Origin of the sequence: Mesorhizobium sp. M1B.F.Ca.ET.045.04.1.1 (assembly GCF_003952465.1) — a bacterium.
GTDB lineage: Bacteria > Pseudomonadota > Alphaproteobacteria > Rhizobiales > Rhizobiaceae > Mesorhizobium > Mesorhizobium shonense.
Genome location: NZ_CP034448.1, coordinates 160,703 through 185,048, shown reverse-complemented (window position 1 = coordinate 185,048; position 24,346 = coordinate 160,703). Strand labels below are relative to the sequence as shown.

20 protein-coding genes, 1 other RNA gene and 2 pseudogenes are annotated in these 24,346 nt (G+C 63.0%); 12 read left to right on the top strand and 11 right to left on the bottom strand.

Annotation, left to right across the window (positions count from 1 at the left end; translation table 11 throughout):
- Window positions 1–343 precede the first annotated feature (343 nt).
- The gene (locus EJ071_RS00855; protein WP_126096376.1) at window positions 344–1,549 is read left to right on the top strand and encodes a hypothetical protein; all 1,206 of its coding nucleotides are present in this window, start codon (window positions 344–346) and stop codon (window positions 1,547–1,549) included.
- A 37-nt stretch (window positions 1,550–1,586) separates the two neighbouring features.
- The gene (locus tag EJ071_RS00850) at window positions 1,587–2,009 is read left to right on the top strand and encodes a nuclear transport factor 2 family protein (protein WP_210211907.1); all 423 of its coding nucleotides are present in this window, start codon (window positions 1,587–1,589) and stop codon (window positions 2,007–2,009) included.
- A 105-nt stretch (window positions 2,010–2,114) separates the two neighbouring features.
- Here the strand turns inward: EJ071_RS00850 and EJ071_RS00845 are convergent.
- The 7 genes and pseudogenes from EJ071_RS00845 to EJ071_RS00815 all read right to left on the bottom strand — a co-directional run.
- A pseudogene (locus EJ071_RS00845) lies at window positions 2,115–2,942 on the bottom strand (cisplatin damage response ATP-dependent DNA ligase); the annotation flags it as partial.
- A gap of 255 nt (window positions 2,943–3,197) precedes the next feature.
- Window positions 3,198–4,105: pseudogene (locus EJ071_RS00840) on the bottom strand (ATP-binding cassette domain-containing protein); the annotation flags it as partial.
- On the bottom strand, window positions 4,102–5,241 hold the full coding sequence (locus EJ071_RS00835) for an ABC transporter permease (RefSeq protein ID WP_126096375.1): 1,140 nt from the start codon (window positions 5,239–5,241) through the stop codon (window positions 4,102–4,104). The pseudogene EJ071_RS00840 and the gene EJ071_RS00835, both read right to left, overlap by 4 nt.
- A complete protein-coding gene (locus tag EJ071_RS00830; RefSeq protein WP_126096374.1) occupies window positions 5,241–6,338 on the bottom strand; it encodes a microcin C ABC transporter permease YejB in 1,098 nt (365 codons plus the stop codon). The genes EJ071_RS00835 and EJ071_RS00830 overlap by 1 nt, the downstream gene beginning before the upstream one ends.
- Before the next feature lie 30 nt (window positions 6,339–6,368).
- Window positions 6,369–8,240: an extracellular solute-binding protein gene (locus EJ071_RS00825; protein ID WP_126102434.1), complete on the bottom strand. Its 1,872-nt coding sequence runs from the start codon at window positions 8,238–8,240 to the stop codon at window positions 6,369–6,371.
- Entirely contained in the window at window positions 8,240–10,120 is a 1,881-nt protein-coding gene (locus EJ071_RS00820) for an extracellular solute-binding protein (RefSeq protein WP_126096373.1), read from the bottom strand. Before EJ071_RS00820 ends, EJ071_RS00825 begins: the two co-directional genes overlap by 1 nt.
- Before the next feature lie 158 nt (window positions 10,121–10,278).
- The gene (locus tag EJ071_RS00815) at window positions 10,279–10,944 is read right to left on the bottom strand and encodes a cytochrome c family protein (RefSeq protein WP_126096372.1); all 666 of its coding nucleotides are present in this window, start codon (window positions 10,942–10,944) and stop codon (window positions 10,279–10,281) included.
- Window positions 10,945–11,137: 193 nt separating this feature from the next.
- Here EJ071_RS00815 and EJ071_RS00810 point away from each other — a divergent pair, with 193 nt between their 5' ends.
- On the top strand, window positions 11,138–11,866 hold the full coding sequence (locus tag EJ071_RS00810; RefSeq protein ID WP_126096371.1) for a 3-deoxy-manno-octulosonate cytidylyltransferase: 729 nt from the start codon (window positions 11,138–11,140) through the stop codon (window positions 11,864–11,866).
- 23 nt (window positions 11,867–11,889) lie between these two features.
- Window positions 11,890–12,753 carry a prephenate dehydratase gene (locus EJ071_RS00805; protein WP_126096370.1) on the top strand — a complete coding sequence of 288 codons (864 nt, stop codon included), beginning with the start codon at window positions 11,890–11,892 and terminating at the stop codon, window positions 12,751–12,753.
- Between the two features lie 52 nt (window positions 12,754–12,805).
- Here the strand turns inward: EJ071_RS00805 and EJ071_RS00800 are convergent, their stop codons facing one another.
- Entirely contained in the window at window positions 12,806–13,669 is an 864-nt protein-coding gene (locus EJ071_RS00800) for a LysR family transcriptional regulator (protein WP_126096369.1), read from the bottom strand.
- Between the two features lie 86 nt (window positions 13,670–13,755).
- Between EJ071_RS00800 and EJ071_RS00795 the strand changes: the two genes are divergently transcribed.
- Window positions 13,756–14,742 (top strand): aldo/keto reductase, encoded by a 987-nt coding sequence (locus EJ071_RS00795; RefSeq protein ID WP_245460146.1) that lies wholly within the window; start codon window positions 13,756–13,758, stop codon window positions 14,740–14,742.
- Window positions 14,743–14,800: 58 nt separating this feature from the next.
- Here the strand turns inward: EJ071_RS00795 and EJ071_RS00790 are convergent, their stop codons facing one another.
- Genes EJ071_RS00790 through EJ071_RS00780 form a run of 3 tightly spaced genes read right to left on the bottom strand, consistent with a single transcriptional unit; the run spans window position 14,801 to window position 16,524 of the window.
- On the bottom strand, window positions 14,801–15,103 hold the full coding sequence (locus EJ071_RS00790; RefSeq protein WP_126096368.1) for a Dabb family protein: 303 nt from the start codon (window positions 15,101–15,103) through the stop codon (window positions 14,801–14,803).
- A 10-nt stretch (window positions 15,104–15,113) separates the two neighbouring features.
- Window positions 15,114–16,055 (bottom strand): NAD(+) diphosphatase, encoded by a 942-nt coding sequence (nudC, locus tag EJ071_RS00785; RefSeq protein ID WP_126096367.1) that lies wholly within the window; start codon window positions 16,053–16,055, stop codon window positions 15,114–15,116.
- A gap of 49 nt (window positions 16,056–16,104) precedes the next feature.
- A complete protein-coding gene (locus EJ071_RS00780; protein WP_126096366.1) occupies window positions 16,105–16,524 on the bottom strand; it encodes an HIT family protein in 420 nt (139 codons plus the stop codon).
- 181 nt (window positions 16,525–16,705) lie between these two features.
- Between EJ071_RS00780 and ffs the strand changes: the two genes are divergently transcribed.
- From ffs to EJ071_RS00740, 7 genes are all read left to right on the top strand, one after another.
- Window positions 16,706–16,802, top strand: an RNA gene (gene ffs, locus EJ071_RS00775) — signal recognition particle sRNA small type.
- 100 nt (window positions 16,803–16,902) lie between these two features.
- Window positions 16,903–18,714, top strand: a complete 1,812-nt coding sequence (locus tag EJ071_RS00770) for a DNA polymerase III subunit gamma/tau (RefSeq protein WP_126096365.1) — start codon at window positions 16,903–16,905, stop codon at window positions 18,712–18,714.
- A gap of 21 nt (window positions 18,715–18,735) precedes the next feature.
- Complete coding sequence (locus tag EJ071_RS00765) at window positions 18,736–19,059, top strand: YbaB/EbfC family nucleoid-associated protein (protein ID WP_071101772.1); 324 nt, start codon at window positions 18,736–18,738, stop codon at window positions 19,057–19,059.
- A gap of 217 nt (window positions 19,060–19,276) precedes the next feature.
- A complete protein-coding gene (locus tag EJ071_RS00760; protein ID WP_126096364.1) occupies window positions 19,277–20,266 on the top strand; it encodes a cell wall hydrolase in 990 nt (329 codons plus the stop codon).
- 101 nt (window positions 20,267–20,367) lie between these two features.
- Window positions 20,368–20,973 carry a recombination mediator RecR gene (gene recR / locus EJ071_RS00755; RefSeq protein WP_126096363.1) on the top strand — a complete coding sequence of 202 codons (606 nt, stop codon included), beginning with the start codon at window positions 20,368–20,370 and terminating at the stop codon, window positions 20,971–20,973.
- Window positions 20,974–21,240: 267 nt separating this feature from the next.
- Window positions 21,241–22,440 carry a lytic murein transglycosylase gene (locus tag EJ071_RS00745; RefSeq protein WP_126102432.1) on the top strand — a complete coding sequence of 400 codons (1,200 nt, stop codon included), beginning with the start codon at window positions 21,241–21,243 and terminating at the stop codon, window positions 22,438–22,440.
- Window positions 22,441–22,709: 269 nt separating this feature from the next.
- Complete coding sequence (locus EJ071_RS00740; RefSeq protein ID WP_126096361.1) at window positions 22,710–24,341, top strand: ABC transporter substrate-binding protein; 1,632 nt, start codon at window positions 22,710–22,712, stop codon at window positions 24,339–24,341.
- Window positions 24,342–24,346 lie beyond the last annotated feature (5 nt).

Here is a 24,346-nt window from a genome sequence, read left to right as displayed (position 1 = left end):
GAAGCAGCTCAGCTTCCAAGATGCGCTGCGTGATAGACTCAACCGCCAGCTAATTCAAGATGGCTGGCGGCGAAATCCTGTGTCGATGCGCGGCAATTCCGGTCGGCTGCCGCCGCACGACGGCCTCCGTCGTCCGCCGCGGCGGCTCGCCAGTTCACCGGCGGCTGGCGTCCGGTCCGCTGAAGCCGATCCGGTGACGGTGACAAAAAATGTTGATTCTTCAACAAAAAACGCCGAAATGGGCTTTGGATGCGTCGGCAAGGCTGCCGCTCGCCCGTTGATTGATTGGTCGCCTGCGGCTAACGATCGATGAACTGTGAGCGAACGCGCAGAGGGAGCTCGCTTGGACGCCATCGAGAAAGCGATCCGCAACGCCTTCGAGAAAGGCAATGCCGAGGACCGGGCGTTTCGCGAGAAGGTCTATCGCTCGGCCTTTGCCGCGCTGGATCGCGTCCTGCAGGCCAATCCGAATGTGACGGTGGAGGCCGCCATCAACCGCCGCAAGGCGGTGCAGGCCAAGATCGCCGAGATCGAATCCGAATTCCTGCCGGCCGTCCAGGCAATCCCGGACGTCATGCTCCCGTCCGAGAGCGGTGCGCCCGCTGGCAATGCCGCGCCGGCCCCGTCGGTGGACACGCCGGCCCGGTCTCCGGCGCCGTCAGTGGACGAGCCGCGACAGGCGCCGAACCAGGCGTCGTCGTCGCCGTCGATCACCGTCGATGGTCCGGTGCAGCCCGAAGCTTCGGACGCGCCGCGCTCGCGCGTGCTGCCCCGCGTGCCCGACATCATGCCGGACGAGGCGCTTCCCGATGCGCCCACCCTCGACGATTCTCCTGGATCCTCCGTCGGCAACGGCGCCGAAGTGGCGCCGGACCGCGATGAACGGCGGATCAGGGGCCGGCGCCTGCCGCTGACGGCGATCTTCGTCGTCGCGACGCTTGCCGCCGCTGCCGGTATCGGTCTCTATTTCGCGAAGCAGACCGGCGTCTTCAAGACGGCGGCTGAGCTCAACACCGGTCCGCCGGAAGCGCCGCCGACGCTGGAAGGGGAGGATTCCTCGCAGCCCGCCGACGCCGGCTCGCCGGAAAAGCCGGGCGAGGCGGATCAATCGAAGAACTGGATCAACGTGTTCCTGCCCAGCGATCCGACCCATGTCAGCACGCCGTCCGACGCCAGCGCCGACGTGATGAAGGACGACACCGGCCAGTTCCTGCGCATCCGTTCCGGCGCGTCCGGCTCGGCGATCGCCTTCGACGTTGGACAGGGCGTCTTGGAAAAGCTCGCCGGCAAGCATGCCATGTTCGACATCATCGCCCGCTCGGAGGAGGGCAAGGAGACGCAGATCTCGGTCGACTGTAATTTCGGCGAGTTCGGCGATTGCGGCCGCAAGCGCTACGCTGTCGGCCACGAGCGCAACGAATACCTGTTCGACGTGCAGTTTCCGGACAAGCATCCGGGCGCCGCCGGTACCATTGCCGTCAATTCCGACTTCGACAAGCAGGGCAAGTCCGTCGACATCTACGAGATCCGCGTCTCGATCGCGGAATAGCCTCCGCACTGCCGTCGTTCCTGCTGTAGGAGCCGCGATGGAGGAGACAATGAATGCTTCTAGTCCCCAGACAGGAGACGCCGGACAGATTCGCGCGCTGATCGAGCAATGGGCCGAGGCGGTGCGCCGCAAGGACATGGATGGCATTCTGCGGCACCACGCCTCGGATTTCATCATGTTCGACGTGCCGCCTCCGCTGCAGTCAAAAGGTATCGAGGCTTATCGCGACACTTGGCCCTTGTTCTTCGGGGCTTCACCAAACCCGCCTGTGTTCGATATCGTCGATCTGAAGATCAGGGCAGGCGCCGAAGTGGCGTTCGCTGTCGCGCTGATGCGGTGCGTACTCGTCACGCAAACCGAGTCCAGTGATCTCGATTTCCGGCTGACCATCTGTTTCGAGAAAATCGCAGGACAGTGGACTTTCATGCACGAGCACCACTCCGTCCCGGCGATCGACTGACCCTAAAGCGCGTCGCGTCGAAACGGATTCAGGCGACGCGCTTTAGGTTTTGTTTTGATGCATGTCGTTCCCCCAAAACCGCTGCGCACTTTTGGGCGACATGCATTAATCGAGCAGCGCCTGCAGAGTCTCGATGCGGTCGGCCTCGGCTGCCGGCTTGTCCCAGCGCAGCCGGGAAATGCGGGGAAAACGCATCGCGACGCCCGATTTGTGCCGGGTGGAGCGGTTGAGGCCCTCGAACGCCACTTCCAGCACCAGCCCGTTCTGGCGGTCGGCGCGCACCGAGCGCACCGGCCCGAACCGCTCGATGGTGTTGTCGCGGACATATTTGTCGATCTGACGCAGCTCCTCGTCGGTGAAGCCGAAATAGGCCTTGCCGACCGGCACCAGCTCTTCCGATCCTTCCGGTCCTGCCCAGACGCCGAAAGTGTAGTCGGAATAAAAGCTCGAGCGCTTGCCGTGGCCGCGCTGCGCATACATCAGCACCGCGTCCACCGTGTGCGGATCGCGCTTCCACTTGAACCATGGGCCTTTCGGCCGGCCGGCGAGATAGGGCGAATCCCAGCGCTTCAGCATCACCCCTTCGATGATCGGATGCGGCGGCGCCTGGCGCAGCCGCTCCAGCGTTTCCCAGTCCGCAAATGCCACCAGCGGCGAGAGATCGAAGCGGCTGGGGTCGAGGGTGCCGACGAAGGTTTCGAGCCGCTTGCGGCGGTCAGCGAAGGGCAGCGCCCGCAAATCCTCGCCATCGATCTGCAAGGCGTCGTAGCAGCGCATGAAGGCCGGGTATTGCTGCTGGATTTTTGGCGACACGCTCTTGCGGTTCAGCCGCTGCTGCAGGTCGGAGAAGGTTCCGGTCGCCTCGCGCGGATCGCCGACCAGCAGCTCGCCGTCGAGCGCCGCCTCGAAATCCATGGCCGCGGCAAGGTCCGGGACATGGCGCTGAAGGAGAGCTGTGATCGCCCCGTCGAAATGTAAATCGGGTGCGTCCGGATCGTTCGTATGGCAGACATGTTTCATCACCCGCGGCCAGTTTAGCTGCCAGTCCGGCGTCGTCCTTGACCCACGGAGCGCCTGTGTAATTGAACGAAAGCGGGAACAGGCCCCGGCAGAGCCGTAGGCAGGGGCCCCGGGGGCGCGGACTACTGGCCTGTGGCGTCGAGTACGTCGCCAGATCTGCGCGGATCCCACCGCTTTCACATTATCCACCGTGCGGCGGAAAAAAACCGCGCTTGATCGGGAACCAGACCTTGATGTCCTTGCCGGTCATTACCCGCCTTGGCCCCGGCATCCGCCGCCGGCGGCTTGCCCTCGTCGGGGCCGGCCAACAGGTGTTTTGTGTAGGCATGCTGCGGGTTGGTGAAAATCTCCCTGGTCGGGCCGGTCTCGACTATTCTGCCCTTGGTCATGACGCAGACGCGGTCGGCGATCTTTCTGACGATGCCGAGGTCGTGGGTGATGAAGAGCATCGACATGCCCTTGCGGCTTTTCAGGCCCGCGAGCAGCTCGAGGATCTGCGCCTGCACGGTGACGTCGAGCGCCGTGGTCGGCTCGTCGGCGATCAACAGCTCGGGCTCATTGGCCAAGGCCATGGCGATCATGACGCGCTGGCGCTGGCCGCCGGAGAGCTGGTGCGGATAGGCATCGAGCCGCTTCTGCGGATCGCGGATGCCGACCTCGGTGAGCAGCTCCAGCGTACGGGCGTGGGCCTGCCGGTCGCCCAGCCCCTGATGCAGCTTCAGCACCTCGACGATCTGCTGCTCGATCGTGTGCAGCGGATTGAGCGAGGTCATCGGCTCCTGGAAGATCATGGTGATCTTGTTGCCGCGCACGCCGCGCAACGTCTTTTCGTTGGCGCTGAGCAGATCGGCGCCATGGAACAGGATCTTTCCCGAAGGATGGCTGGCCGCGGGGTATGGCAGAAGCTTCAGCACCGACAGCGCCGAGACCGATTTGCCGGACCCGGATTCGCCGACCAGCGCCACGGTCTCGCCCTTGGCGATGTCGAAGGAGATGTGGTCGACGGCGACCGACTGTGTGCCGCCTTGCGCGAAGGCAACGCTCAGATCGCGGACGGAAAGCAGGGGCTCGCTCATTTGAACGTCTTGCGCGGATCGAAGGCGTCGCGCGTCGCCTCGCCGATGAAGACCAGCAGCGACAGCATCAGCGAGATCACGATGAAGCCGGAGATGCCGAGCCAGGGCGCGTTGAGATTGCGTTGCGCCTGCTTCAGCAGCTCGCCGAGCGAGGCGGAACCGGGCGGCAGGCCGAAGCCGAGATAGTCGAGCGAGGTCAGCGTCGAGATCGAGCCTGAGAGCAGGAAAGGCAGGAAAGTCAGCGTCGCCACCATGGCGTTGGGCAGAAGGTGGCGGAACATGATCGTGAGGTTGGGCACGCCGAGCGCGCGCGCCGCGTTGACATATTCGAAGTTGCGCGCGCGCAGGAACTCGGCCCGCACCACGCCGACCAGCGCCACCCAGGAGAACAGCAGCATCAGGCCGAGCAGGATGAAGAAACCGGGTGGCAGGATGGCGGAGACGATGAGCAGCAGATAGAGCACCGGGATCGCCGACCAGATCTCGATGAAGCGCTGGAACAGAAGGTCGGTCCAGCCGCCGAAATAGCCCTGCACGGCGCCGGCCGCGACGCCGATCAGCGAGGAGCCGAGCGTCAGGATCAGCCCGAACAGCACCGAGATGCGGAAGCCGTAAAGCACCCGCGCCAGCACGTCGCGCGCCTGGTCGTCGGTGCCGAGCCAGTTCCAGTTGCCGACGACGCAGTTCTCATCGGCCTCTCCCTTTGGGTATTGGCTGCAACGCTTGTTCTTGTCGTAGAGCCAGGAGGGTTTGGCGGGCGCCGCCTCCGGAATGGCGTTGTTGACGGTCTGATACGAGTAGCGCACCGGCGGCCAGACCATCCAGCCGTTCGAATTGATCTCGTCCTGGATGACCGGGTCGCGATAGTCGGTGACGGCATAGAAGCCGCCGAACTTCTCTTCCGGATAGGCGACCAGCACCGGAAACAGGATCTCGCCCTTGTAGGAAACGATGATCGGCTTGTCGTTGGCGATCAGCTCGGAAAACAGCGACAGCACGAAGAGGAGAAGGAAGATCCACAGCGACCAGTAGCCGCGCCGGTTCGCCTTGAAGTTCTGCAGCCGCCGCTGGTTGAGCGGCGACAACCACGGCCGGGCGGCGCGGGCCGGCTTGGTTTCGGCCGAAGTTGCCGTCATCAGACGTCTCTCCGCTCGAAATCGATGCGCGGATCGACCCAGGTGTAGATCAGGTCCGACATCAGGCCGACGAACAGGCCGAGCAGCGAGAAGATGTAGAGATTGGCGAACACCACCGGATAGTCGCGGTCGATCACCGACTTGAAGCCGAGCAGGCCGAGGCCGTCGAGCGAGAAGATGTTCTCGATCAGCAGCGAGCCGGTGAAGAAGGCCGAGATGAAGGCTCCGGGAAAGCCGGCGATGACGATCAGCATGGCGTTGCGGAAGACATGGCCGTAGAGCACCTTGCGCTCCGACAGGCCCTTGGCCCGCGCCGTCACCACATACTGCTTGCGGATCTCTTCGAGGAAGGAGTTCTTGGTCAACAGCGTCGTCGTGGCGAAGGCCGACAACACAAGTGCGGTCAGCGGCAGCGTCATGTGCCAGAAATAGTCGACGATCTTGTCTGGCCAGGACAACTGGTCCCAATTGTCGGAAACGATGCCGCGCAGCGGGAACCAGTCCCAGAAAGAGCCGCCGGCGAACAGCACCATCAAAAGGATGCCGAACAGGAAGCCGGGGATGGCGTAGCCGACGATCACCACGCCGCTGGTCCAGACGTCGAAGGTCGAGCCGTCCTGCACCGCCTTACGGATGCCGAGAGGGATCGAGATCAGGTAGGACAACAGCGTGATCCACAGCCCGATCGAGATCGACACCGGCATCTTTTCCAGGATCAGGTCAAGCACCGAGATGTCGCGGAAATAGCTGTCGCCGAAATCGAAGCGGGCGTAGTTCCACAGCATCATGCCGAAGCGCTGGAGGGGCGGCTTGTCGAAGCCGAACTGCTTTTCGAGCTTCTTGATGAATTCGGGGTCAAGCCCCTGCGCGCCGCGATATTTCGAGCTGACGTTGCCTGCGACATCGAGATTGGTGGCGCCGGCATCGCCACCGCCACCGCCGCCGAGGCGATCGGTGCCGCCCTGGTTGGTGAGCCGGGCGATAACCTGCTCGACCGGACCGCCGGGAGCGAACTGGATGACGGCGAAGGATATCGCCATGATGCCGAACAGCGTCGGGATCATCAGAAGGATGCGGCGCAGGATATAAGCGCCCATCAGGCAGCCGGCCCTGCGCGAACAGTCATGTCAGGCTTTGCCAATCTTTGCCGCCTTGCCTTTGTCGAACCACCACGCCGTTTCGACCGGAAAGCCGAAATCGGGTTTCTGCTCGGGAACACCGAACATGTCCCAATAGGCGACGCGGTGATTCGCGAGATAGTATGTTGGAATCCAGTCTAGCCGCGCGCGCAAGACCCGGTCGAGCGCCCTGAGCGCCGTGACGAGTTCTGTTCGGCTTTTCGCCTTGCCTGCGGCCACGATCAGTGCGTCGATGGCCTTGCTTTCGGTACCCGGATAGTTGCGCTGCCCCGGGATCTTCGCCATCCGCGAGTCGTAGAGCATCTCCAGGCCGTCGGCAGTGGGCGTTGCCCCGATAGACCAATGGAGCAGGTTGAAATCGAAGTCGAAATCGCTCTGCCGCTCTTCATATTGTGTCGAATCGACCTGCCGGATCGACGCGTCGATCCCAATCGCCTTCATATTCTCGGACCATTTGGTGAAGAGACGGACGATGCCATCGTCTTCGGCGAGCATTTCCACCCGAAGCCGCTCCCCCTTTTCATTGACCACGAAATCGCCCGCCCGCTTCCAGCCGGCTTCGGCGAGCAGTTTTGAAGCCTTGCCGAGCAGTTTGCGGTCGCGGCCTGAACCGTCGGATACGGGCTGCATGACCGGCTCGCCGAAGGTTTCTGGCGGCAACTCGGCTCGAAACGGTTCCAGCAGGGCCAGTTCCTGGGCCGAGGGCAAGCCCTCAGCCTTATAGTCCGAGCGTTCGAAATTCGAATGCGAACGCTCGTAAGAACCAAAAAACAGGACGCGCCTGGTCCATTCGAAGTCGAAGCAATTGGCAATCGCCAGTCTCACGCGCACATCGCGGAATTGCGGACGACGCTGGTTCAGCGCGACCGCCTGCATGTCGGGCGATTTCTCGCCGGGAAATTCCCGTTTGACGACCTTGCCATCCTTAAGCGCCGGAAAGTCATAACCGGTTGCCCATACCCGCGAGGTGAATTCTTCGCGAAAATGCGTGTCGCCCTTCTTGAAGGCTTCAAATGCTGCCTGGCGATCGAGGTAGAAGTCGATACGAATGCGGTCGAAATTGTTAAGGCCACGGTTCACGGCGAGATCGCGGCCCCAATAGTCGGCGACGCGTTCATACTCGATAGTCTGTCCAGCCACGACGCGCCCCATCTTGTATGGTCCGGAGCCGAGCGGCGGCGTCATCGTCGAGGCATCGAAGTCATTGGCCGTATAAAAGGCTTTGGACACGATCGGCATTCCTACGACCGTAAGAATGTTCTGCGCGGATTGTTCGCCGTTGAAGGTCAGGTTGAGGGTGACGGCATCGATGGCAGCCGCCTCCGTCAAATAGCGCAACGCCTTGGACAGGTTTGGATGGCCCTGGTCCTTGTACAGCTTCAATGCGAAGGCGACGTCCTCGGCGGTAAGAGGTGTGCCATCGTGGAATCGCGCTTGCGGTCGCAGGGTGAAGCGGAAGCCGTTGCGGTCTTGCGACAAGGTAACGGACTCGGCAAGCACGCCATACATCGCGTCCGGTTCGTCGAGTGCGCTTGTCATTAGCGAATCGAAGCAGAGTTCCGTGCGCGGCGGCGAATCGCCTTTCAGCACCAGGGAATTCAACGTGTTGAATGTCAGGAAACTCTGATTCAAGGTGGCGTTCGGCGGCGCGAAATTCATCTGGCCGCCCTTCGGCGCGTCCGGATTGACGTAGTCGAAATGCGTGAAGTCGGGCTTGTATTTCAGGTCGCCGAAGGCCGACAGGCCATGCAACTTGACCCCGGTCGGCGTCTCGGCAAACGCCCGGCCCGGCAGCAGCGCAGCGGCGCCTGCCGCGGCGCCGAGCGCCAGGAAATCGCGACGAGGAAGCAGACGCCGCATCAATCGAGGCCTTTGTACTTGCCGGCCAGCGCCTTTTCCTTCTCCGGGTCGACCCACCAGGAATCGATGTCGGCGCCGCGGTAGCTGGGCTGCTTTTCCGGCATGCCGAACTTGTTCCAGTAGGCGAGCCAGACCACCGCGCGGTAGTATTGCGGCACGACATAGTAATTCCACAACAGCACCCGATCGAGCGCATGGGTGGCGGCGACGAGATCGTCGCGGTCGGTGGCGAAGATGATGCGGTCGACGAGCGCGTCGACCACCGGGTTCTTGATGCCGGAATAATTGCGCGATCCCGGCGTGTCCGCCGCCTTCGAACTCCAGAAGTCGCGCTGCTCGTTGCCGGGCGATTCCGATTGCTGGAGTATGCTGGTAATGACGTCGTAGTCGAAATTGTTGACGCGGTTGATGTACTGCGTCTGGTCGATGATCCGCAGCGTCGCATCGACGCCGATCTTGCGCAGATTGGCGATCCAGGGGCTGGCGATGACCTGGTCGGTGTCGTTCGAGCCGAGTATTTCGAACTTGAACGGCGCGCCGGTTTTGGCATTCACCATCTTGCCGCCCTTGATCACCCAGCCTGCCTTGGCGAACAGGTCGACCGCCTGTTTCAGATATTTGCGCTCGGCTTGCGGTGCGTCGTAGACCGGCAGCTTGAATTCCTGGGTGAACAGCTCCGGCGGCAGCTTGTCGCGATACTTCTCCAGGATTTCGAGCTCCTTGCCCTGCGGCAGCCCGCTCGACGCCAGTTCCGTGCCCTCGAAATAGCTGTGGGTGCGCGTGTTCGAGTTGTAGAACAGCGTGCGGTTCATCGTTTCGAAGTCGAACGGATAGGTCAGCGCGGCGCGCACGAGCCGATCCTGGAACAGCGGCCGCCGCTGGTTCAGCACGAAAGCCTGCATCGGCTCGGGTGACGTTGTCTTGAATTCCTTCTTGACCACGTCGCCAGCGCTCACCGCCGGAAAGTTGTAGGCCGTCGCCCAGCGTCGCGAGCTGTTTTCCGGCTTGATGTCGTCGAGCCCGCCCTTGGTGAAGGCCTGCCAGGCGGCATTGTCGTCCAGGATATAGGTAAAGCGCTGGGTGTCGAAATTCTCACGGCCGATCTTCACCGGCAGCTTGGCGCCCCAATAATCGGGCACGCGCTGCCAGACGATTTCAGAGCCCGGCTTGAAGCTGGCGATCTTGTAGGCGCCGGAACCCAGCGGCGGCTCCAGCGTCGGCCTGGTGACGTCGCGCTTCTTGCCGCCGGCGTCGGTGCCCTCCCACCAGTGCTTCGGCAGCACTACGAGGTCGCCGAGGATCTTGGGCAATTCCCGATTGCCCCTCTGGTTGAAATGGAACTCGACCTCGTGATCGGAGACGGCGACGGCGTCGGTTACGTTCTCGAAATAGCGGCTGTACATCGGACTGTTGGCCTTCAACACCTGGAACGACCAGATCACGTCGTCGACTGTGATCGGCTGGCCGTCATGCCACTTGGCGCGCGGGTCGAGGCGGTAGGTCGCCGACGAATAGTCCGGCGGGTATTTGTAGGCCTCGGCGATCAGCGGGTGGCTGACGCTGCCTTCATCGGTCGCCTGGTCCATCAGCGTGTCGTAGAGCAGCCCGCCGCCGAACTGCGCGAAGCCGGCGGCCGGCGATCCCTGCACTATATAGGGATTGAAGCTGTCGAAGGTGCCGACAACGACGGAGTTGAACATGCCTCCCTTGGGTGCATCCGGATTGACGTAGTCGTAACGCTGGAAATTCTCGCCGTATTTGGAAGGGCCGATCAGCGAGGAGGTGGTGTGCCATTCGTCGGCGGAGCTGGCCTGCACGCTTGCGGCGAAAGCAACCGCCAGCATCAATGCGAAAAACGTCCGGAAGCGGCCGACCGTCATGCGTTCTCCTCGTCGCGAACAGTACTCACGGCAATCTAGATCATTTGACGCCTGTGAAAACCGCAAGTGCCGGCTTTTGTAGCCGCATATGCGGTTTTCCTAACAGAAAAAGCCGGGACGAACCCGGCTTTTCTGAGGTTGCCTCTATGACAAATTGTTTATTGAGCAGGTGCCACGGGCTTCGCCGGGGCGGCGCCTTCTGCCGGCTTGGCGGGTGCGGCACCTTCCGCCGGCTTCGCGCCCTCGGCGGGCTTGGCTTCGGCCGAAGCGCCCGGCTGCGGCAGCGGCTTCGGATTGTCCGACAGCGTGCGCAGATAGGCGATCACATTGGCGCGGTCTTCATCCTTCGGCAGGCCGGCGAAACCCATCGCCGTGCCCTTCACGAACTTCTTTGGCGAGGTGATGAAGTGGTTGAGGTTGTCGTAGGTCCACTTCTCGGCGCCGCCCTTGGAAAAATCCTTCATGCCGGCCGAATAGGCGAAGCCCTCGTGCTCGGCGACGGGGCGGTCGACGATGTCCCACAGATCCGGACCGACCTTGTTCGGGCCGCCCTTCTCGCCGGAGTGGCAGGCCTGGCACTTCTTGAAGATGGCGGCGCCCGCCTCGGCATTGGCGGTGGCGAGCAGGTCGGCGATCGGCTTGGCTTCGGCAGCCGGCGCGGCGGCGCCGCCGCCTTCCGCCGGCTCGGCCGCCTCGATGGCGAAGCCAGGCTTCTCGGGCGCTGGCGAAGCGAACAGCGCGTTCGAGACGATGCCGACCGAAAAGACCACGAAGACGGTTCCGAGGAATCCGGCGAGCAGCTTGTTGACTTCGTTGGAATCCATACGCCCCTTGCTCCCTTTTCCGGCGGACCGTCCCGTCCACTCCGTCCGTCGGTATCGTCAAAGGCCCGGAGGGGCCAGTCAAATCGGGCGGAAACTAGGTCTTTTGCTTCGGCGTTGCAACACATATAAGGGCGCTTCCAGTGAGACGTTTTGCCACTTTTCCATAAGCTTTCCCGGCTGCCCCAAAAGTCCCATGTCGACATTGATCCTGATCCCCGCCCGCATGGCCTCGACGCGCCTGCCGGGCAAGCCGCTGGCCGACATCGCCGGCGCGCCGATGATCGTCCATGTCGCCCGCCGCGGCGCCGAGGCAGGGCTCGGCCGCGTGGTGGTGGCGACCGATACGGAGGCCGTGGCGCAAGCGGTTCGGGAGCACGGTTTCGAGGCGGTGATGACGCGCGCGGATCACGAATCGGGCTCCGACCGCATCTTCGAGGCGCTCACCGAGCTTGACCCGCAGAAAAAGGTCGAGACCATCGTCAATGTGCAGGGCGATCTGCCGACGATCGACCCTGAAAACATCGGCGCGTCGCTGCGGCCCTTCGCCGACCCGGCGGTCGACATCGCCACGCTCGGTGTCGAGATCGTCCGCGACGACGAGAAGACCAATCCGAACGTCGTCAAGATCGTCGGCTCGCCGCTCTCCGCGACAAGGCTGAAGGCGCTCTATTTCACTCGCGCCACGGCGCCGTGGGGGGAGGGCCCGCTCTATCACCACATCGGCCTCTACGCCTATCGTCGCGCCGCGCTCGAACGCTTCGTCGCGCTGAAGCCGTCGCCACTGGAGCGCCGTGAGCGGCTGGAGCAGCTTCGGGCGCTCGAAGCCGGCATGCGCATCGATGCCGAGATCGTCCGGTCGCTACCGCTCGGCGTCGACACGCCGGACGATCTCGAGCGCGCCAGGCAGATCCTTTCAAACTGAGATATCCAGAGAGACTTTGGCGCATGCCTGAAAAGACCAACAGAATTTCCTTCCAGGGCGAGCCCGGAGCCAATTCCGACACAGCCTGCCGCAACATGTTCCCGTCGATGGAGCCGTTGCCCTGTCCGACCTTCGAGGACGCCTTCAACGCGGTGGAGACCGGCAAGGCCGAGCTCGCCATGATCCCGATCGAGAACACGATCGCGGGCCGTGTCGCCGACATCCATCACCTGCTGCCGGAATCGCGGCTGCACATCGTCGGCGAGTATTTTTTGCCGATCCACTTCCAGCTGATGGTGCTGCCGGGCGTCAAGCGCGAGGAGATCAGAAGCGTGCACAGCCATATCCACGCGCTTGGCCAGTGCCGCAAATACATCCGCAAGAACGGTTGGAAGCCGGTTGTCGCCGGCGATACGGCGGGTTCGGCCAAGATGGTTTCCGAGGTCAGGGATCGCACCATGGCTTCGCTCGCGCCCGCGCTCGCAGCCGAGCTCTACGGCCTCGACATCATCGAGAAGAATGTCGAGGATACCGACTCCAATGTCACCCGCTTCGTCGTGCTGACCAAGAACAAGCAATGGGCCGAGCGGCCTTCGCCGGACGCCAAGATGATGACCACCTTCATCTTCCGCGTCCGCAACGTACCGGCCGCGCTCTACAAGGCCATGGGCGGCTTCGCCACCAACGGCATCAACATGACCAAGCTGGAGAGCTATCAGCTCGGTGCCTTCACCGCGACGCTGTTCTATGCCGATATAGAGGGCCACCCGGACGACCCGCTGGTCAAGCTGGCGCTCGACGAACTGCGCTTCTTCTCGCGCGAGATGCGCATCCTCGGCGTCTATCCGGCGAGTGCGTCGCGTGAGCAGTGGAAGGTGGCGGATTAGCTCTCTTGTTTGAACGGGGCGTTCCGAAAACCATTTTTGGCAACACAATAGGTCAAACACAATCAGCGGCCTGCCGGATTGCGGTGTCGAAGGCTCGATCCGAACCAATGAGTCGTGCGATCCTATCGATCGTCGCACGCACCTCTGGCAATTTGCGATCATCGCCATGCACCACCAACCATTGTTCGTGCGACAGTTCCTCGATCACGCCATCAGTGCGAACCAGATCGTTGTGGGCATCGCCAACAAAGCAGGGCAATACCACATGGCCAGCGCCAGCAAGCGCGAGGTCAAGGAGTGAGCGCGGTTGAGTGACTTCAAAGCGGATTTGATCTCGTTTGTGGGCGCGCACCCAGATTGCTGATGGTGTGTTCACCGTAGCCGCGATCCAATCAGCTTTTCGTACGGCATTTGGGTGTGAATAGGGGGCAAATGCTACGGTCTTTGTCCTCCGAGCCGCGAGTCCTGGCTCGGACGGCCTCCGGTTGCGGATCCCGATCAACGCCTCGCGCCTGCCTATGTTCTGCACCTCTTCAACAGCGCTGAAGACAATGCTGCGGTCGGTCACTCCCAGTTTTTCGATGTTGCGCGCCAGGTACCACGTCATCCAGGTGCCCGCGGACACACGGATGGGCGCCGACACGTTTCGTCGTGAGAATTCCCGGCGGATATCCAGGAACCGCTGCTCGATGGTCTCAGCCTGAGATGTCAGTGCTCGACCTGCTGCCGTCAACTCATAGCCGGATGGCAGCCGGGAGAACAACTCCGCACCCAACGCTCGTTCAAGATCGACGATATGTCGGCTCAGCGTTGCCGCACTCTGACCAACAGTCTTCGCCGCAGACGAAAGGCTTCCATCGCGTGCGACCGCCAGAAAGATTCTCAGGTCCGACCAGTCGATAGCCATTTCATTCATGCGCCACTCTCTTCATTTTTGTAGTCTCCCATCTGACGTCGATCTGGCGCCATATCAAGACCGTGCAGTCAGCGGAGAACACAGATATGGCGCCGAAAATTCACCTTGGATCGCGCATCGGCATGGGTTGCTGGGCGATCGGTGGCCACTTTTGGTCAGGCGAGATCCCGGTCGGATATTCCGGCGCTGACGGCAGCCAATCCGTAAAAACCATTCACGCGGCATGGGATGGTGGAATCCGGCTCTTCGATACGTCGGCGGTGTATGGAGCCGGGCACTCGGAGGAGCTTTTGGGCAAGGCGCTCTCAGGCCGTTCTGAAGCAGTTGTCGTGTCGAAGTTCGGCCATTCCTTCGATCCGGCTTCCCGCCAGATGACTGGCCCAAGGTTCGACCCCGAATATGTGCGCTGGTCGGTCGGTGAGAGCCTTCGCCGGCTAGGTCGCGATTGCATCGACGTGATGTTGCTTCACCTGAACGATCTCACCGTCGAACATGCGGAACCGGCGTTTGAGGTCTTGGAGCAGCTTGTCCGTGTCGGGGCCATTCGAAGCTATGGCTGGAGCACCGACTTTCCATCAAGTGTCCAGGCATTCGCTGACCGGAGCGGCTTTTCAACGGTCCAGCATTCGATGAACGTCTTCTTCGATGCACCGTCGATGTGCGAAACCGCACATAACAACGGGTTGGCCCAGCTGATCCGGTCGCCGCTCGCCATGGGCGTGTTAACGGGGAAATTCTCGGACGGACGTGCGGTTCCACCGGACGATGTCAGGTCGGTTCCCGCGGATTGGCAGGTATACTTTGAAGCATCGCGCGCCCGTTCCGAACTGACCAGGCAGATCGATGCAATCCGCGATTTGCTCACCGCTGGCGGGCGGACGCTCGGTCAGGGAGCCTTGTGCTGGCTGCTGTCGAAAGGTTGCAACATTCACCCCATCCCGGGCGCGAAAACGCCCGCGCAGGCTGTTGAGAATGCTGCAGCCATGGAATTCGGGCCGCTGTCAGAGACCGTGATGGCCGAGATCGAAACCATTCTCCAAAGGCCGCCAGAAGGTGAGTTTCGCGCTCGATAGGTGCCGCCCCGTTGTGGCTTCGCAATGGCCACTTGGGCGATGCGGTTGTTTTGAGCGCCTAACCCCAACCCAAAGGCACGTAGTCGATCTCCATGAACGCCTCGACCTCCGGCACCCAGCGGTCCCGGACGAAGGCGACGTGGTCGGGGTGCTCGTTGTATCTCGTGTAGGCGGCCTGGTCGGCGAACTCCATCGAGAAGCCGAACTGGTAGTCGTTCTTGGGGCTGACCTGGCGCAGCTGCTCGAAATGCGTGACACCCTTGATCGCTGTCAGGATCTTCTTGGCATCGTGCAGGAACCGCTTCGCCTCCAGCGAATGCGGCGGATGCTTCAGCGTGAACACGACGGTATGGCGGATCATTTCCCTGCTCCTATTCGCTGTCGACCCAGGCGCGGATGAGGTGATGCGCGATCGCCCCCTTCGGCGGCGTGATCAAGCCGCTGGCATGCGTTCTGTCCAGCATCGAGCGCACCTCGTCGCGGAAAAACCAGCGGCAGTCCTCCAGCTCGTTGAGGTCGGCCTGGATGTCCTCGTTGAGCGGCTCGCCGAAGCAGCCGATCATCAGCGAGTAAGGAAACGGCCAGGGCTGGCTGGCGTGGTAGACGACGCGGCCGAGCTTTATGCCTGCCTCTTCCAGCGTCTCGCGGCGCACCGCCGCCTCGATCGTCTCGCCGGGCTCGATGAAGCCGGCAAGCGCCGAATACATGCCCGGCGCGAAATGCCGGCCGCGCCCGAGCAGGCATTTCTCGCGCGTCGCCGTCAGCATGATCGCCACCGGATCTGTGCGCGGGAAATGGTCGGTGCCGCAGGCCGGGCAATGTCGCCTGTAGCCGCCGGCGCGCATTTCCGAGCGGTTGCCGCACTTGCTGCAGAACGCATGGCTGGCGTGCCAGGCGAGCAGCGCAGCACCCTGCGCCAGCGCCCCGGCGGCCGCCTCGTCGATCAGGCCCTGCATGTAGACCGAACGGTAGTCGATCGCCTTCACCGCTTCCGGCAGATTTTCCGGCTCGATGCCGGCCGGCACCGCAAGCACCGGACCGCTGTCCGAAAGGCCGAGCAGCACGCCGTGGTCAAGCGAAGCCTCGAAGCCCTGGCTTTCCGCCGCCTCGAACCAGGGGTCGAACTGGCCGTCTTTAAGTTTGAGATAGAGCCTGCCGCCATGCATCAGCATCAGCCGTGCCGATTGTTCGGCAAGCGCCTTCTCGACGGCGTCGTCGGCGCGGTTTTCCGATTGCCGGTCGATCCGGTTTCCGGCGAAACCGACGAACTGGCTCGGCTCGCGCAATGGCGCGTCAAACAGGCGAAAGCTCATGGTGACTCGAGGTTGGGGGACTCAAGGTGCAGGATGGACACTGGTCGGCTTATAGCGCTGCCTTGATCGTTTCGGCAAACCGGCGGATCTCGGGGCGCTGATAGGGCTCGCGCATGCCGTGCCCCCAGACCGGCCCCGGCCAGCCGGGATCGCCCTCGCTACGGGCGATGACATGGACATGCAGCTGGCGCACGATGTTGCCCAAGGCACCGGTGTTGATCTTGGTGCAGCCGGTCACCCGCTTCAGCGCCTGCGCCACCATATTGGTCTCGAAGGTCAGCATCGTCTGGTCGAGCGGCGTCAGATCGTGGATTTCCTCAACGCCCGGCCGCTGCGGCACCAGGACCAGCCACGGCCAGCGGCGATCGTTCATCAGCCTGAGCTCGCACAGGCCGAGCCACATCAGCTGCTCACTGTCCGCCTCCAACCGGGCGTCCAGCGTGAATCCGGCCTTGAGGCCAGGCAGCATGGGCGTTTCCTTCGCTTTTGTAATATTTTCCAAACCGGGGAACGCTAGAGCGGCGGCAAGGTGGCTGCAAGCGAATCATTGGCCGCTATTGTCGATTTAAAGGCTTCCGCGCCTGCGTGGCCCGGCGGGTCATTCACCTCCACCCTTGCATTTCGCCGCCGAATTGCCGATATGGAGCGCGGGAGGTTGGTGGTGGACGATCCACTCGCCAACCGGGTCAGGTCCGGAAGGAAGCAGCCCTAACGAGCCCGGAACGGGTCATTGTTCCAGCCTCCCGCCTCTTCGCCTTTCTCCCGCGACATTGACGGCGCCGAGCCGTGCGGGCGAGACTATGCGCAGGAATCGGCCGCCTGCAGTCCTTGGAGCTTTTGACGGCGAATGAGCGAAGCCGGAAATTTGGGGCCAAAAAATCCGGAGACGGAAAAGGCCGGCGCCTATCGCGTGCTGGCGCGCAAATATCGCCCCTCGAATTTCTCCGAGCTGATCGGCCAGGAGCCGATGGTCCGCACGCTGACCAACGCCTTCGCCACCGGCCGCATCGCCCAGGCCTGGATGCTGACCGGCGTGCGCGGTGTCGGCAAGACGACGACCGCGCGCATTCTGGCACGGGCGCTCAACTACAAGACCGCGACCGTCGACCAGCCCTCGGTCGACCTGTCGGTCCCAGGCGAGCATTGCCAGGCGATCATGGAAGGCCGCCATGTCGACGTCATCGAGATGGACGCCGCCTCCCACACCGGCATCGATGACATCAGGGACATCATCGACCGCGTGCGCTATGCGCCGGTCTCGGCCCGCTACAAAGTCTACATCATCGACGAAGTGCACATGCTCTCCACCCAGGCCTTCAACGGCCTGTTGAAGACGCTGGAAGAGCCGCCGCCGCACGTCAAATTCATCTTCGCCACCACCGAGATCCGCAAGGTGCCGATCACGGTCCTGTCGCGTTGCCAGCGCTTCGATCTGAGGCGCATCGACGCCGGCGCGCTGGTCGCGCATCTTTCCTCGATTGCCGCCAAGGAGGGCATTTCCGTCGACGACGAGGCCCTGGCGATGATCGCTCGCGCGGCCGAAGGCTCGGCGCGCGATTCGCTCTCCATCCTCGACCAGGCGATCGCCCATGGCAGCGGCACGGTCAGTGCCGAGGCGGTGCGCGCCATGCTGGGGCTTGCCGACCGTGCCCGCATCATCGACCTGTTCGAGCATGTCATGAAGGGCGATGTCGCGGCGGCCTTGGCCGAGTTCCGCGCGCAATACGACACCGGCGCCGATCCAGCCGCCGTGCTCACCGATCTTGCCGAATTCAATCACCTCGTCACCCGGCTGCGTTTCGTGCCGGCCGCGGCAGACGACGCTTCGCTCTCCGAGGACGAACGCCGGCGCGGTGCCGAGTTCGCGAGCGCGCTGTCGGTGCGCGTGCTGTCGCGAACCTGGCAGATGCTGCTCAAGGGCATTCCCGAGGTGCAGTCCTCCAACCGTCCGGTCAGCGCCGGCGAGATGGTGCTGATCCGGCTGGCGCACGCCGCCGACCTGCCGACGCTGGACGAGGCGCTGAAATCGCTGGAAGGCGCGGCAACCGTGCCGAATGGCGCGCCGCGCGCCAACGGAGCGCCCGCCGGCAATGGCGGCGGCGCAAGTGCCGTGGCGCAGGCCCGGATGCCGACCTCCACCGGCGGCGCGCAGACGATGCGCCTGGTCGAGGCGCAGCCCGTGCCCGCGACCTTCGCTCCGGCGCCGGAGCCGGTCGTTGAAACTCCCGTCGTGCCGGTCAAATCGCTGGCCGACATTGTTGCACTTGCCGACGCCAATCGCGACATGGCCTTCAAGGTGCTCGTGAAACGTTGCGTAAGGCCCGTGCGTATCGAGCCTGGCCGCATCGACGTCACCCTGACCGACGATGCGCCGAAGATGCTGCTCAACGACCTGACCGCGAAGCTGCGCGCCTGGACCGGCCGCAACTGGCTGGTCTCGCTGTCGAAGGAGGAAGGCGGCCAGACGCTGGCCGAAATGGAGACGACGAAGCGCGAGAACGCCTTCTCCGATGCCAGGAGCGACCCGACGGTCGCCGCCATTCTCGCCCGCTTTCCCGGCGCCAAGATCATCGACGTGCGCATTCCGGATGTGCCGGACGTGGAAGAGACCGGGGCTAACCTGCCGGTCGAGCCGGCCGCCGACGACGACGAGATTTGAAGAAATAAGAGGACGTTTGCAATGAAAGATCTTCTCGGCCTGATGGGCAAGGCGAAGGAAATGCAGGCCAAGTTCCAGGCCATGCAGGACGAGATCGCCACGCTGGAAGCCACCGGACAGGCGGGTGGCGGACTGGTCAGCGTGACGCTGACCGGCAAGTTCGAAATGAAGGCGCTGAAGATCGATCCGTCGCTGCTCAAGGACGACGAGGTCGAGATCCTCGAGGACCTGCTTTTGGCCGCTCACAATGACGCCAAAAATAAGGTCGAGCAGGTTATGCAGGAAAAGACCAAGGCGCTGACGGCAGGTCTGCCTATACCACCCGGAATGAAATTGCCGTTCTGAGGCGGCTGCCGCCAGTTAATTGATTATGAACGAAAATCGAGCTCGGGCCGCTATATTAACCATTTTGCCGGCAATGCTCACAGGTTCATTTCGCGACATTCATAAAGTTTTACCCAAGTCCAGAGGTTGCTAACCATCTAGCCATCTTTTTGCCTGAAAGAGTCTCATTCTTGCCACATCTCGGGGCGGGCTGGCATCTGGAAATGAGGCTTTTTTGTTGATCGCGACGCGATGGAAGACGCCGCTGCTGCTTATCGGCATCGCCGCTTCCCCCTTGTTCCTGGCCGGCTGCAGCCAGACCGCTTCACATGGCATGTCGGTGGCGAGCCTGGCCGACGCCGTCACGCCGAGCTTCCTCAGTTCGCGTTCCTACAAATACACGATGAAGGACAAGGAGTGCCTGCAAAGGGCTATGTTCTTCGAGTCCAACCGATCGAGCCGCGACGGCATGATCGCCGTCGGCACGGTCGTGATGAACCGGCTGCGCTCGGGCCAGCACGGCAGCACCATCTGCGAGGTCGTCGGCGAGAGGGGTCAGTTCGCTCCCGGCGTGCTGACCCGGCCGATGAATTCGAGGGCGCTGCCCGACGTCGAGGAGGCCGCCGAGGCGGTGCTCAAGGGCGAGCGCAAGGCCAAGCTCAAGAACACGATGTATTTCCACACCGCCGGCCTGCGCTTCCCTTACAACAACATGCATTACACGATGGTTGCCGGCGGCAACGCCTTCTATGAGAAGCGCGGCCGCAACTGGCAGCCGCTGCCGGATGAGCCCGTGGTCGCCATGGCCTCCGGCAAGTCGCAGAAGACCGACCCTGCCGCTCCGGTGCTCGTCGCTTCCGCCGAGCCGGTGGTCAAGACGATTGTCCATGCCGATCCGGCCAAGCAGGCCGCTATGACCGCTGCTGCCGCACCGGCGCGGATGGGTGAGCCTGCAACCGCCCCCGCCGAGCAGACCTATATGACGGCTTCCGCCGCGCCGGCGCAGAAGTCCGGCCGAGTCACGGCGAAGCCGATCGTGGTGGCGATGCAGGAACCGATGGAGGAGCCGGACGCGTCGCGTTTCGGCGGCACGTTGAAGGGCCGGTACGTCACCTCCGTTCCAAGCGCGCCGCAGGAAGCGGCGATGGGTTTCCAGTCGACACCTGAGAACACCGACGCCATCGGCGCGCTGATCGTGAGCCAGAACCGGCCGCTCGAAGCCTACTGAGGCCAACGGCATCCGACACAAAGGCCCGCCATGGCAGCATGGGCGGGCCTTGTGTCATTGCGGCTGTTCCAAACCGCCCGGAAAAATCCTAGATCAAGGCGATGTCGAAACGAATCGCCGGTCCAGAGATCGAACGCCTGATCCAGCTCCTGGCCAAGGTGCCGGGGCTCGGGCCGCGTTCGGCCAGGCGCGCGGCCCTCCATCTCATCAAGAAGAAGGAGCAGTTGCTCGAACCTTTGGCCGCCGCCATGGGCGAGGCTGTCGACAAGGTGCGCATCTGCTCGACCTGCGGCAATGTCGACACCTCCGACCCTTGCATGATCTGCACCGACCCGCGCCGCGACGCCGGCACCCTGATCGTCGTCGAGGACGTCTCCGACCTCTGGGCGCTGGAGCGCGCCGCCGCCATGAACGTGCGCTACCACGTGCTCGGCGGCACGCTGTCGCCGCTCGACGGCATCGGCCCCGACCAGCTCAACATCCGCTCGCTGGTCGACCGTGTGGCCGGCGGCGAGGTGAAGGAAGTGATCCTCGCCGTCAACGCCACCGTCGAGGGCCAGACCACGGCGCACTACCTGACCGACCAGCTCTCGGGCCTCGACATCAAGGTGACCAGACTCGCGCATGGCGTGCCGGTCGGCGGCGAGCTCGACTATCTCGACGAAGGCACGCTGGCCGCCGCGCTGCGATCGAGGACGGCGTTTTGAGGGAGTGGGGAGGGGGCTTGTGATGGGTTCTTCTTCTGAAGCGATTGCACTCCGTCCCACCCCCCTCTGTCCTGCCGGACATCTCCCCCGCAAGGGGGGAGATTGGCTGTTTTGGCGCCCTGCGTCATCCTGCGGCGTTGGTGATTGGCGAAAGCCTGCGCGTCATCTGATCTCCCCCCTGGCGGGGGAGATGTCCGGCAGGACAGAGGGGGTGTGAAGGAACGCGGCTTCTATGGATTGGCCGTCACGATCTTCGTTGTAATCGCTATGGCGTTGGGCGTTTCGACCCCCTCCCGCGCCGCCCCCATCGACGACCAGTTCCAGGCCTGGCTGCAAAACGACCTCTGGCCCGAGGCGCAGGCCAAGGGCATCTCCAAAAAAACCTTCGACGCCGCCTTCATCGGCGTGAAGCCGAACCTGAAATTGCCGGACCTCGTCATGCCCGGCAAGAAGCCGACGACGCCTGAAAAACAGCATCAGGCCGAGTTCGGTCCGCCCGCCAACTATTTCGCCGAGAAGATCATTCGCCCCGTCACCGCCGGCGGACGGTCGCGCGAGAGCAGCAACGCAAGAGTGCTCGGGCTGATCGAGAAGCGTTACGGCGTGCCTGGCGAGATCGTGCTGGCGATCTGGGGTCGCGAGACCGGCTTCGGCGCGGCCAGGATGCCTTACGACGCCTTCGAGGTGCTGGGCACCAAGGCGTTCATGTCGACCAAGAAGGATTTCTTCCGCACGGAGGTGCTGGCGGCGCTCGAGCTCGTCGAGCGCGGGCTCGCCCCGGTCAACGCGATGAAGTCGTCCTGGGCCGGCGCGCTCGGCCAGCCGCAATTCATGCCGACGTCTTTCCTCAAGCATGCCGTCGATTTCGACGGCGACGGCCGGCCCGACATCTGGAATTCGACGCCGGACGTGCTCGCCTCGATCGCCAATTACCTTGTCCACTACGGCTGGGTGAGGGGGCGCGGCTGGGGGACCGAGGTGATCGCGCCGGCCAACGTCTCCTGCTCGCTCGAAGGACCCGATCAGGGCAAGAAGATTTCCGACTGGGTGGCGATGGGCGTCAGGCGCGCGGACGGCAAGGCGTTCCAGGCGAGCGAGCTGAAAGCCGAGGGCTTCCTTCTGATGCCGGCCGGGCGCAGCGGCCCGGCCTTCCTCGTTACGCCGAACTTCTATGTTCTGAAGGAGTATAACACCAGCGACCTCTATGCGCTGTTCATCGGCCACGCCGCCGACCGCATCGCCAAGGGCGACGCCACCTTTGCCGGCGACTGGGGCCCGGTCGGCGATCTCCACCGGTCCGATATCGCATCGCTCCAGCGGGCGCTGGAGGCGAAGGGCTATGATGTCGGCAGCGCCGATGGCCTGCCCGGTTTCAAGACGCGTCGCTCGATCGGCACCTGGCAGTCGAAGAACGGCAAGGCCGCGACCTGCTTTCCCGACGCGAGCCTGGTTGCGCAGGTGAAATGACGGGCGACTTCCAGGCGTCGAAAGTTAGCCAGATTTTTCCCGATTGGAGCCTTCGATTAGCCGGTGCATGGGTCGACTCGCGGCGGCCGGTTCTGGCCCAATAAGCTGTTTCGCAAAATGCGCGTTGCTGGTTCGAACGCCGCCGAATAGGGTGTTGACCAACTGGACAAAAACCACGACGGTAAGCGGTCCGAGCCGCCGTCGGCTTCGAGAAGAATAATGCAGCCCTGAGCCGGGAACTCAGGTCAACAAAACAGGGAACGATCATCATGATGCTGGAAAAGTTTGCTCTCCGTGGCTTGCTTGCGGGTGTGGCGATGTCTGCGCTGCTTGCCGCGCCCGCTTTTGCGGTCACGCCTGCCGACACGCTGGTCGAAGGCTTCGCCTTCGACGACATCATCACGATGGATCCGGGCGAGGCGTTCGAGCTGTCGACCGCCGAGGTCACCGGCAACACCTATGATCTTCTGGTCCGCCTCGACCTCAGCGACACCTCCAAGGTGAAGGGCGACCTTGCCGAGAGCTGGACCGTTTCTGACGACGGCCTGACCTACACCTTCAAGCTGAAGCCCGGCATGAAGTTCGCTTCCGGCAATCCGATCACCGCGGCCGACGTCGCCTATTCCTTCGAGCGCGCCATCAAGCTCGACAAGAGCCCGGCCTTCATCATCAACCAGTTGGGCATCAGCGGCGACAACGTCACCGAGAAGGCCAAGGCGGTCGACGACACGACTTTCCAATTCGTCGTCGACAAGGCCTACGCGCCGAGCTTCGTGCTGAACTGCCTGTCGGCCACCGTCGCTTCGGTCGTCGACGGCAAGCTGGTCAAGGAACATGTCGCCGCCGTCACGCCGAGCGCCGACTACAAATGGGACAACGACTTCGGCAACGCCTGGCTGAAGACCGGCTATGCCGGCTCGGGCCAGTACAAGCTGCGCGAATGGCGCGCCAATGAAGTCGTCGTTCTGGAACGCAACGACAATTATAACGGCGAAAAGGCGAAGCTCGCCCGCGTCATCTACCGCTACATGAAGGAAAGTTCGGCGCAGCGTCTGGCGTTGGAAGCCGGCGACATCGACGTCGCCCGCAACCTCGAGCCGAACGACCTCGACGCCATCGCCAAGAACGCCGATCTCACCACCACCAGCGCGCCGAAGGGCACGGTCTATTACATCAGCCTCAACCAGAAGAACGCCAACCTCGCCAAGCCGGAGGTCAGGCAGGCGTTCAAATACCTGGTCGACTATGACGCGCTGGGCTCGACCATCCTCAAGGGCATCGGCGAGATCCACCAGTCCTTCCTGCCCAAGGGCGACCTCGGCGCGATCGACGACAACCCGTTCAAGCTTGACGTCGCCAAGGCCAAGGAACTGCTCGCCAAGGCCGGCCTCGCGGACGGCTTCAGCGTGACCATGGACGTGCGCACCGGCCAGCCCACCACCGGCATGGCGGAATCGATCCAGCAGACGCTCGGCCAGGCCGGCATCAAGCTGGAGATCATCCCCGGCGACGGCAAGCAGACGCTGACCAAGTACCGCGCCCGCAACCACGATATCTATATCGGCAACTGGGGCCAGGACTATTTCGATCCGAACTCCAATGCCCAGACCTTTGCTTCGAACCCGGACAATTCCGATGCCGCCAAGATCAAGACCCTGGCCTGGCGCAATGCCTGGGACATTCCGGACCTGACCAAGCAGACCGAGGCGGCGCTGCTGGAAAAGGATTCGGCCAAGCGCGCCGACATGTACAAGGATCTGCAGAAGAAGATCCTCGACACCAGCCCCTTCGTCGTCATCAACCAGCAGCTCGAAGTGGCCGGCCTGCGCAAGAACCTCAAGGGCTTCGCGCTCGGACCGAGCTTCGACACCAACTTCGTCGGGCCGGTCTCGAAGGAATAGCGTTT

Bases quoted from the DNA above. Each gene is read 5' to 3' on its own strand.
- EJ071_RS00810 (WP_126096371.1), top strand. From the start codon at position 11,138: ATGTCGACATTGATCCTGATCCCCGCCCGCATGGCCTCGACGCGCCTG.
- EJ071_RS00770 (WP_126096365.1), top strand. From the start codon at position 16,903: ATGAGCGAAGCCGGAAATTTGGGGCCAAAAAATCCGGAGACGGAAAAG.
- EJ071_RS00825 (WP_126102434.1), bottom strand. From the start codon at position 8,240: ATGCGGCGTCTGCTTCCTCGTCGCGATTTCCTGGCGCTCGGCGCCGCG.
- EJ071_RS00805 (WP_126096370.1), top strand. From the start codon at position 11,890: ATGCCTGAAAAGACCAACAGAATTTCCTTCCAGGGCGAGCCCGGAGCC.
- EJ071_RS00800 (WP_126096369.1), bottom strand. From the start codon at position 13,669: ATGAATGAAATGGCTATCGACTGGTCGGACCTGAGAATCTTTCTGGCG.
- EJ071_RS00795 (WP_245460146.1), top strand. From the start codon at position 13,756: ATGGCGCCGAAAATTCACCTTGGATCGCGCATCGGCATGGGTTGCTGG.
- EJ071_RS00830 (WP_126096374.1), bottom strand. From the start codon at position 6,338: ATGGGCGCTTATATCCTGCGCCGCATCCTTCTGATGATCCCGACGCTG.
- EJ071_RS00740 (WP_126096361.1), top strand. From the start codon at position 22,710: ATGATGCTGGAAAAGTTTGCTCTCCGTGGCTTGCTTGCGGGTGTGGCG.
- EJ071_RS00835 (WP_126096375.1), bottom strand. From the start codon at position 5,241: ATGACGGCAACTTCGGCCGAAACCAAGCCGGCCCGCGCCGCCCGGCCG.
- EJ071_RS00780 (WP_126096366.1), bottom strand. From the start codon at position 16,524: ATGCTGCCTGGCCTCAAGGCCGGATTCACGCTGGACGCCCGGTTGGAG.
- nudC (WP_126096367.1), bottom strand. From the start codon at position 16,055: ATGAGCTTTCGCCTGTTTGACGCGCCATTGCGCGAGCCGAGCCAGTTC.
- EJ071_RS00850 (WP_210211907.1), top strand. From the start codon at position 1,587: ATGGAGGAGACAATGAATGCTTCTAGTCCCCAGACAGGAGACGCCGGA.
- EJ071_RS00765 (WP_071101772.1), top strand. From the start codon at position 18,736: ATGAAAGATCTTCTCGGCCTGATGGGCAAGGCGAAGGAAATGCAGGCC.
- EJ071_RS00820 (WP_126096373.1), bottom strand. From the start codon at position 10,120: ATGACGGTCGGCCGCTTCCGGACGTTTTTCGCATTGATGCTGGCGGTT.
- EJ071_RS00815 (WP_126096372.1), bottom strand. From the start codon at position 10,944: ATGGATTCCAACGAAGTCAACAAGCTGCTCGCCGGATTCCTCGGAACC.
- recR (WP_126096363.1), top strand. From the start codon at position 20,368: ATGTCGAAACGAATCGCCGGTCCAGAGATCGAACGCCTGATCCAGCTC.
- EJ071_RS00790 (WP_126096368.1), bottom strand. From the start codon at position 15,103: ATGATCCGCCATACCGTCGTGTTCACGCTGAAGCATCCGCCGCATTCG.
- EJ071_RS00745 (WP_126102432.1), top strand. From the start codon at position 21,241: ATGGCGTTGGGCGTTTCGACCCCCTCCCGCGCCGCCCCCATCGACGAC.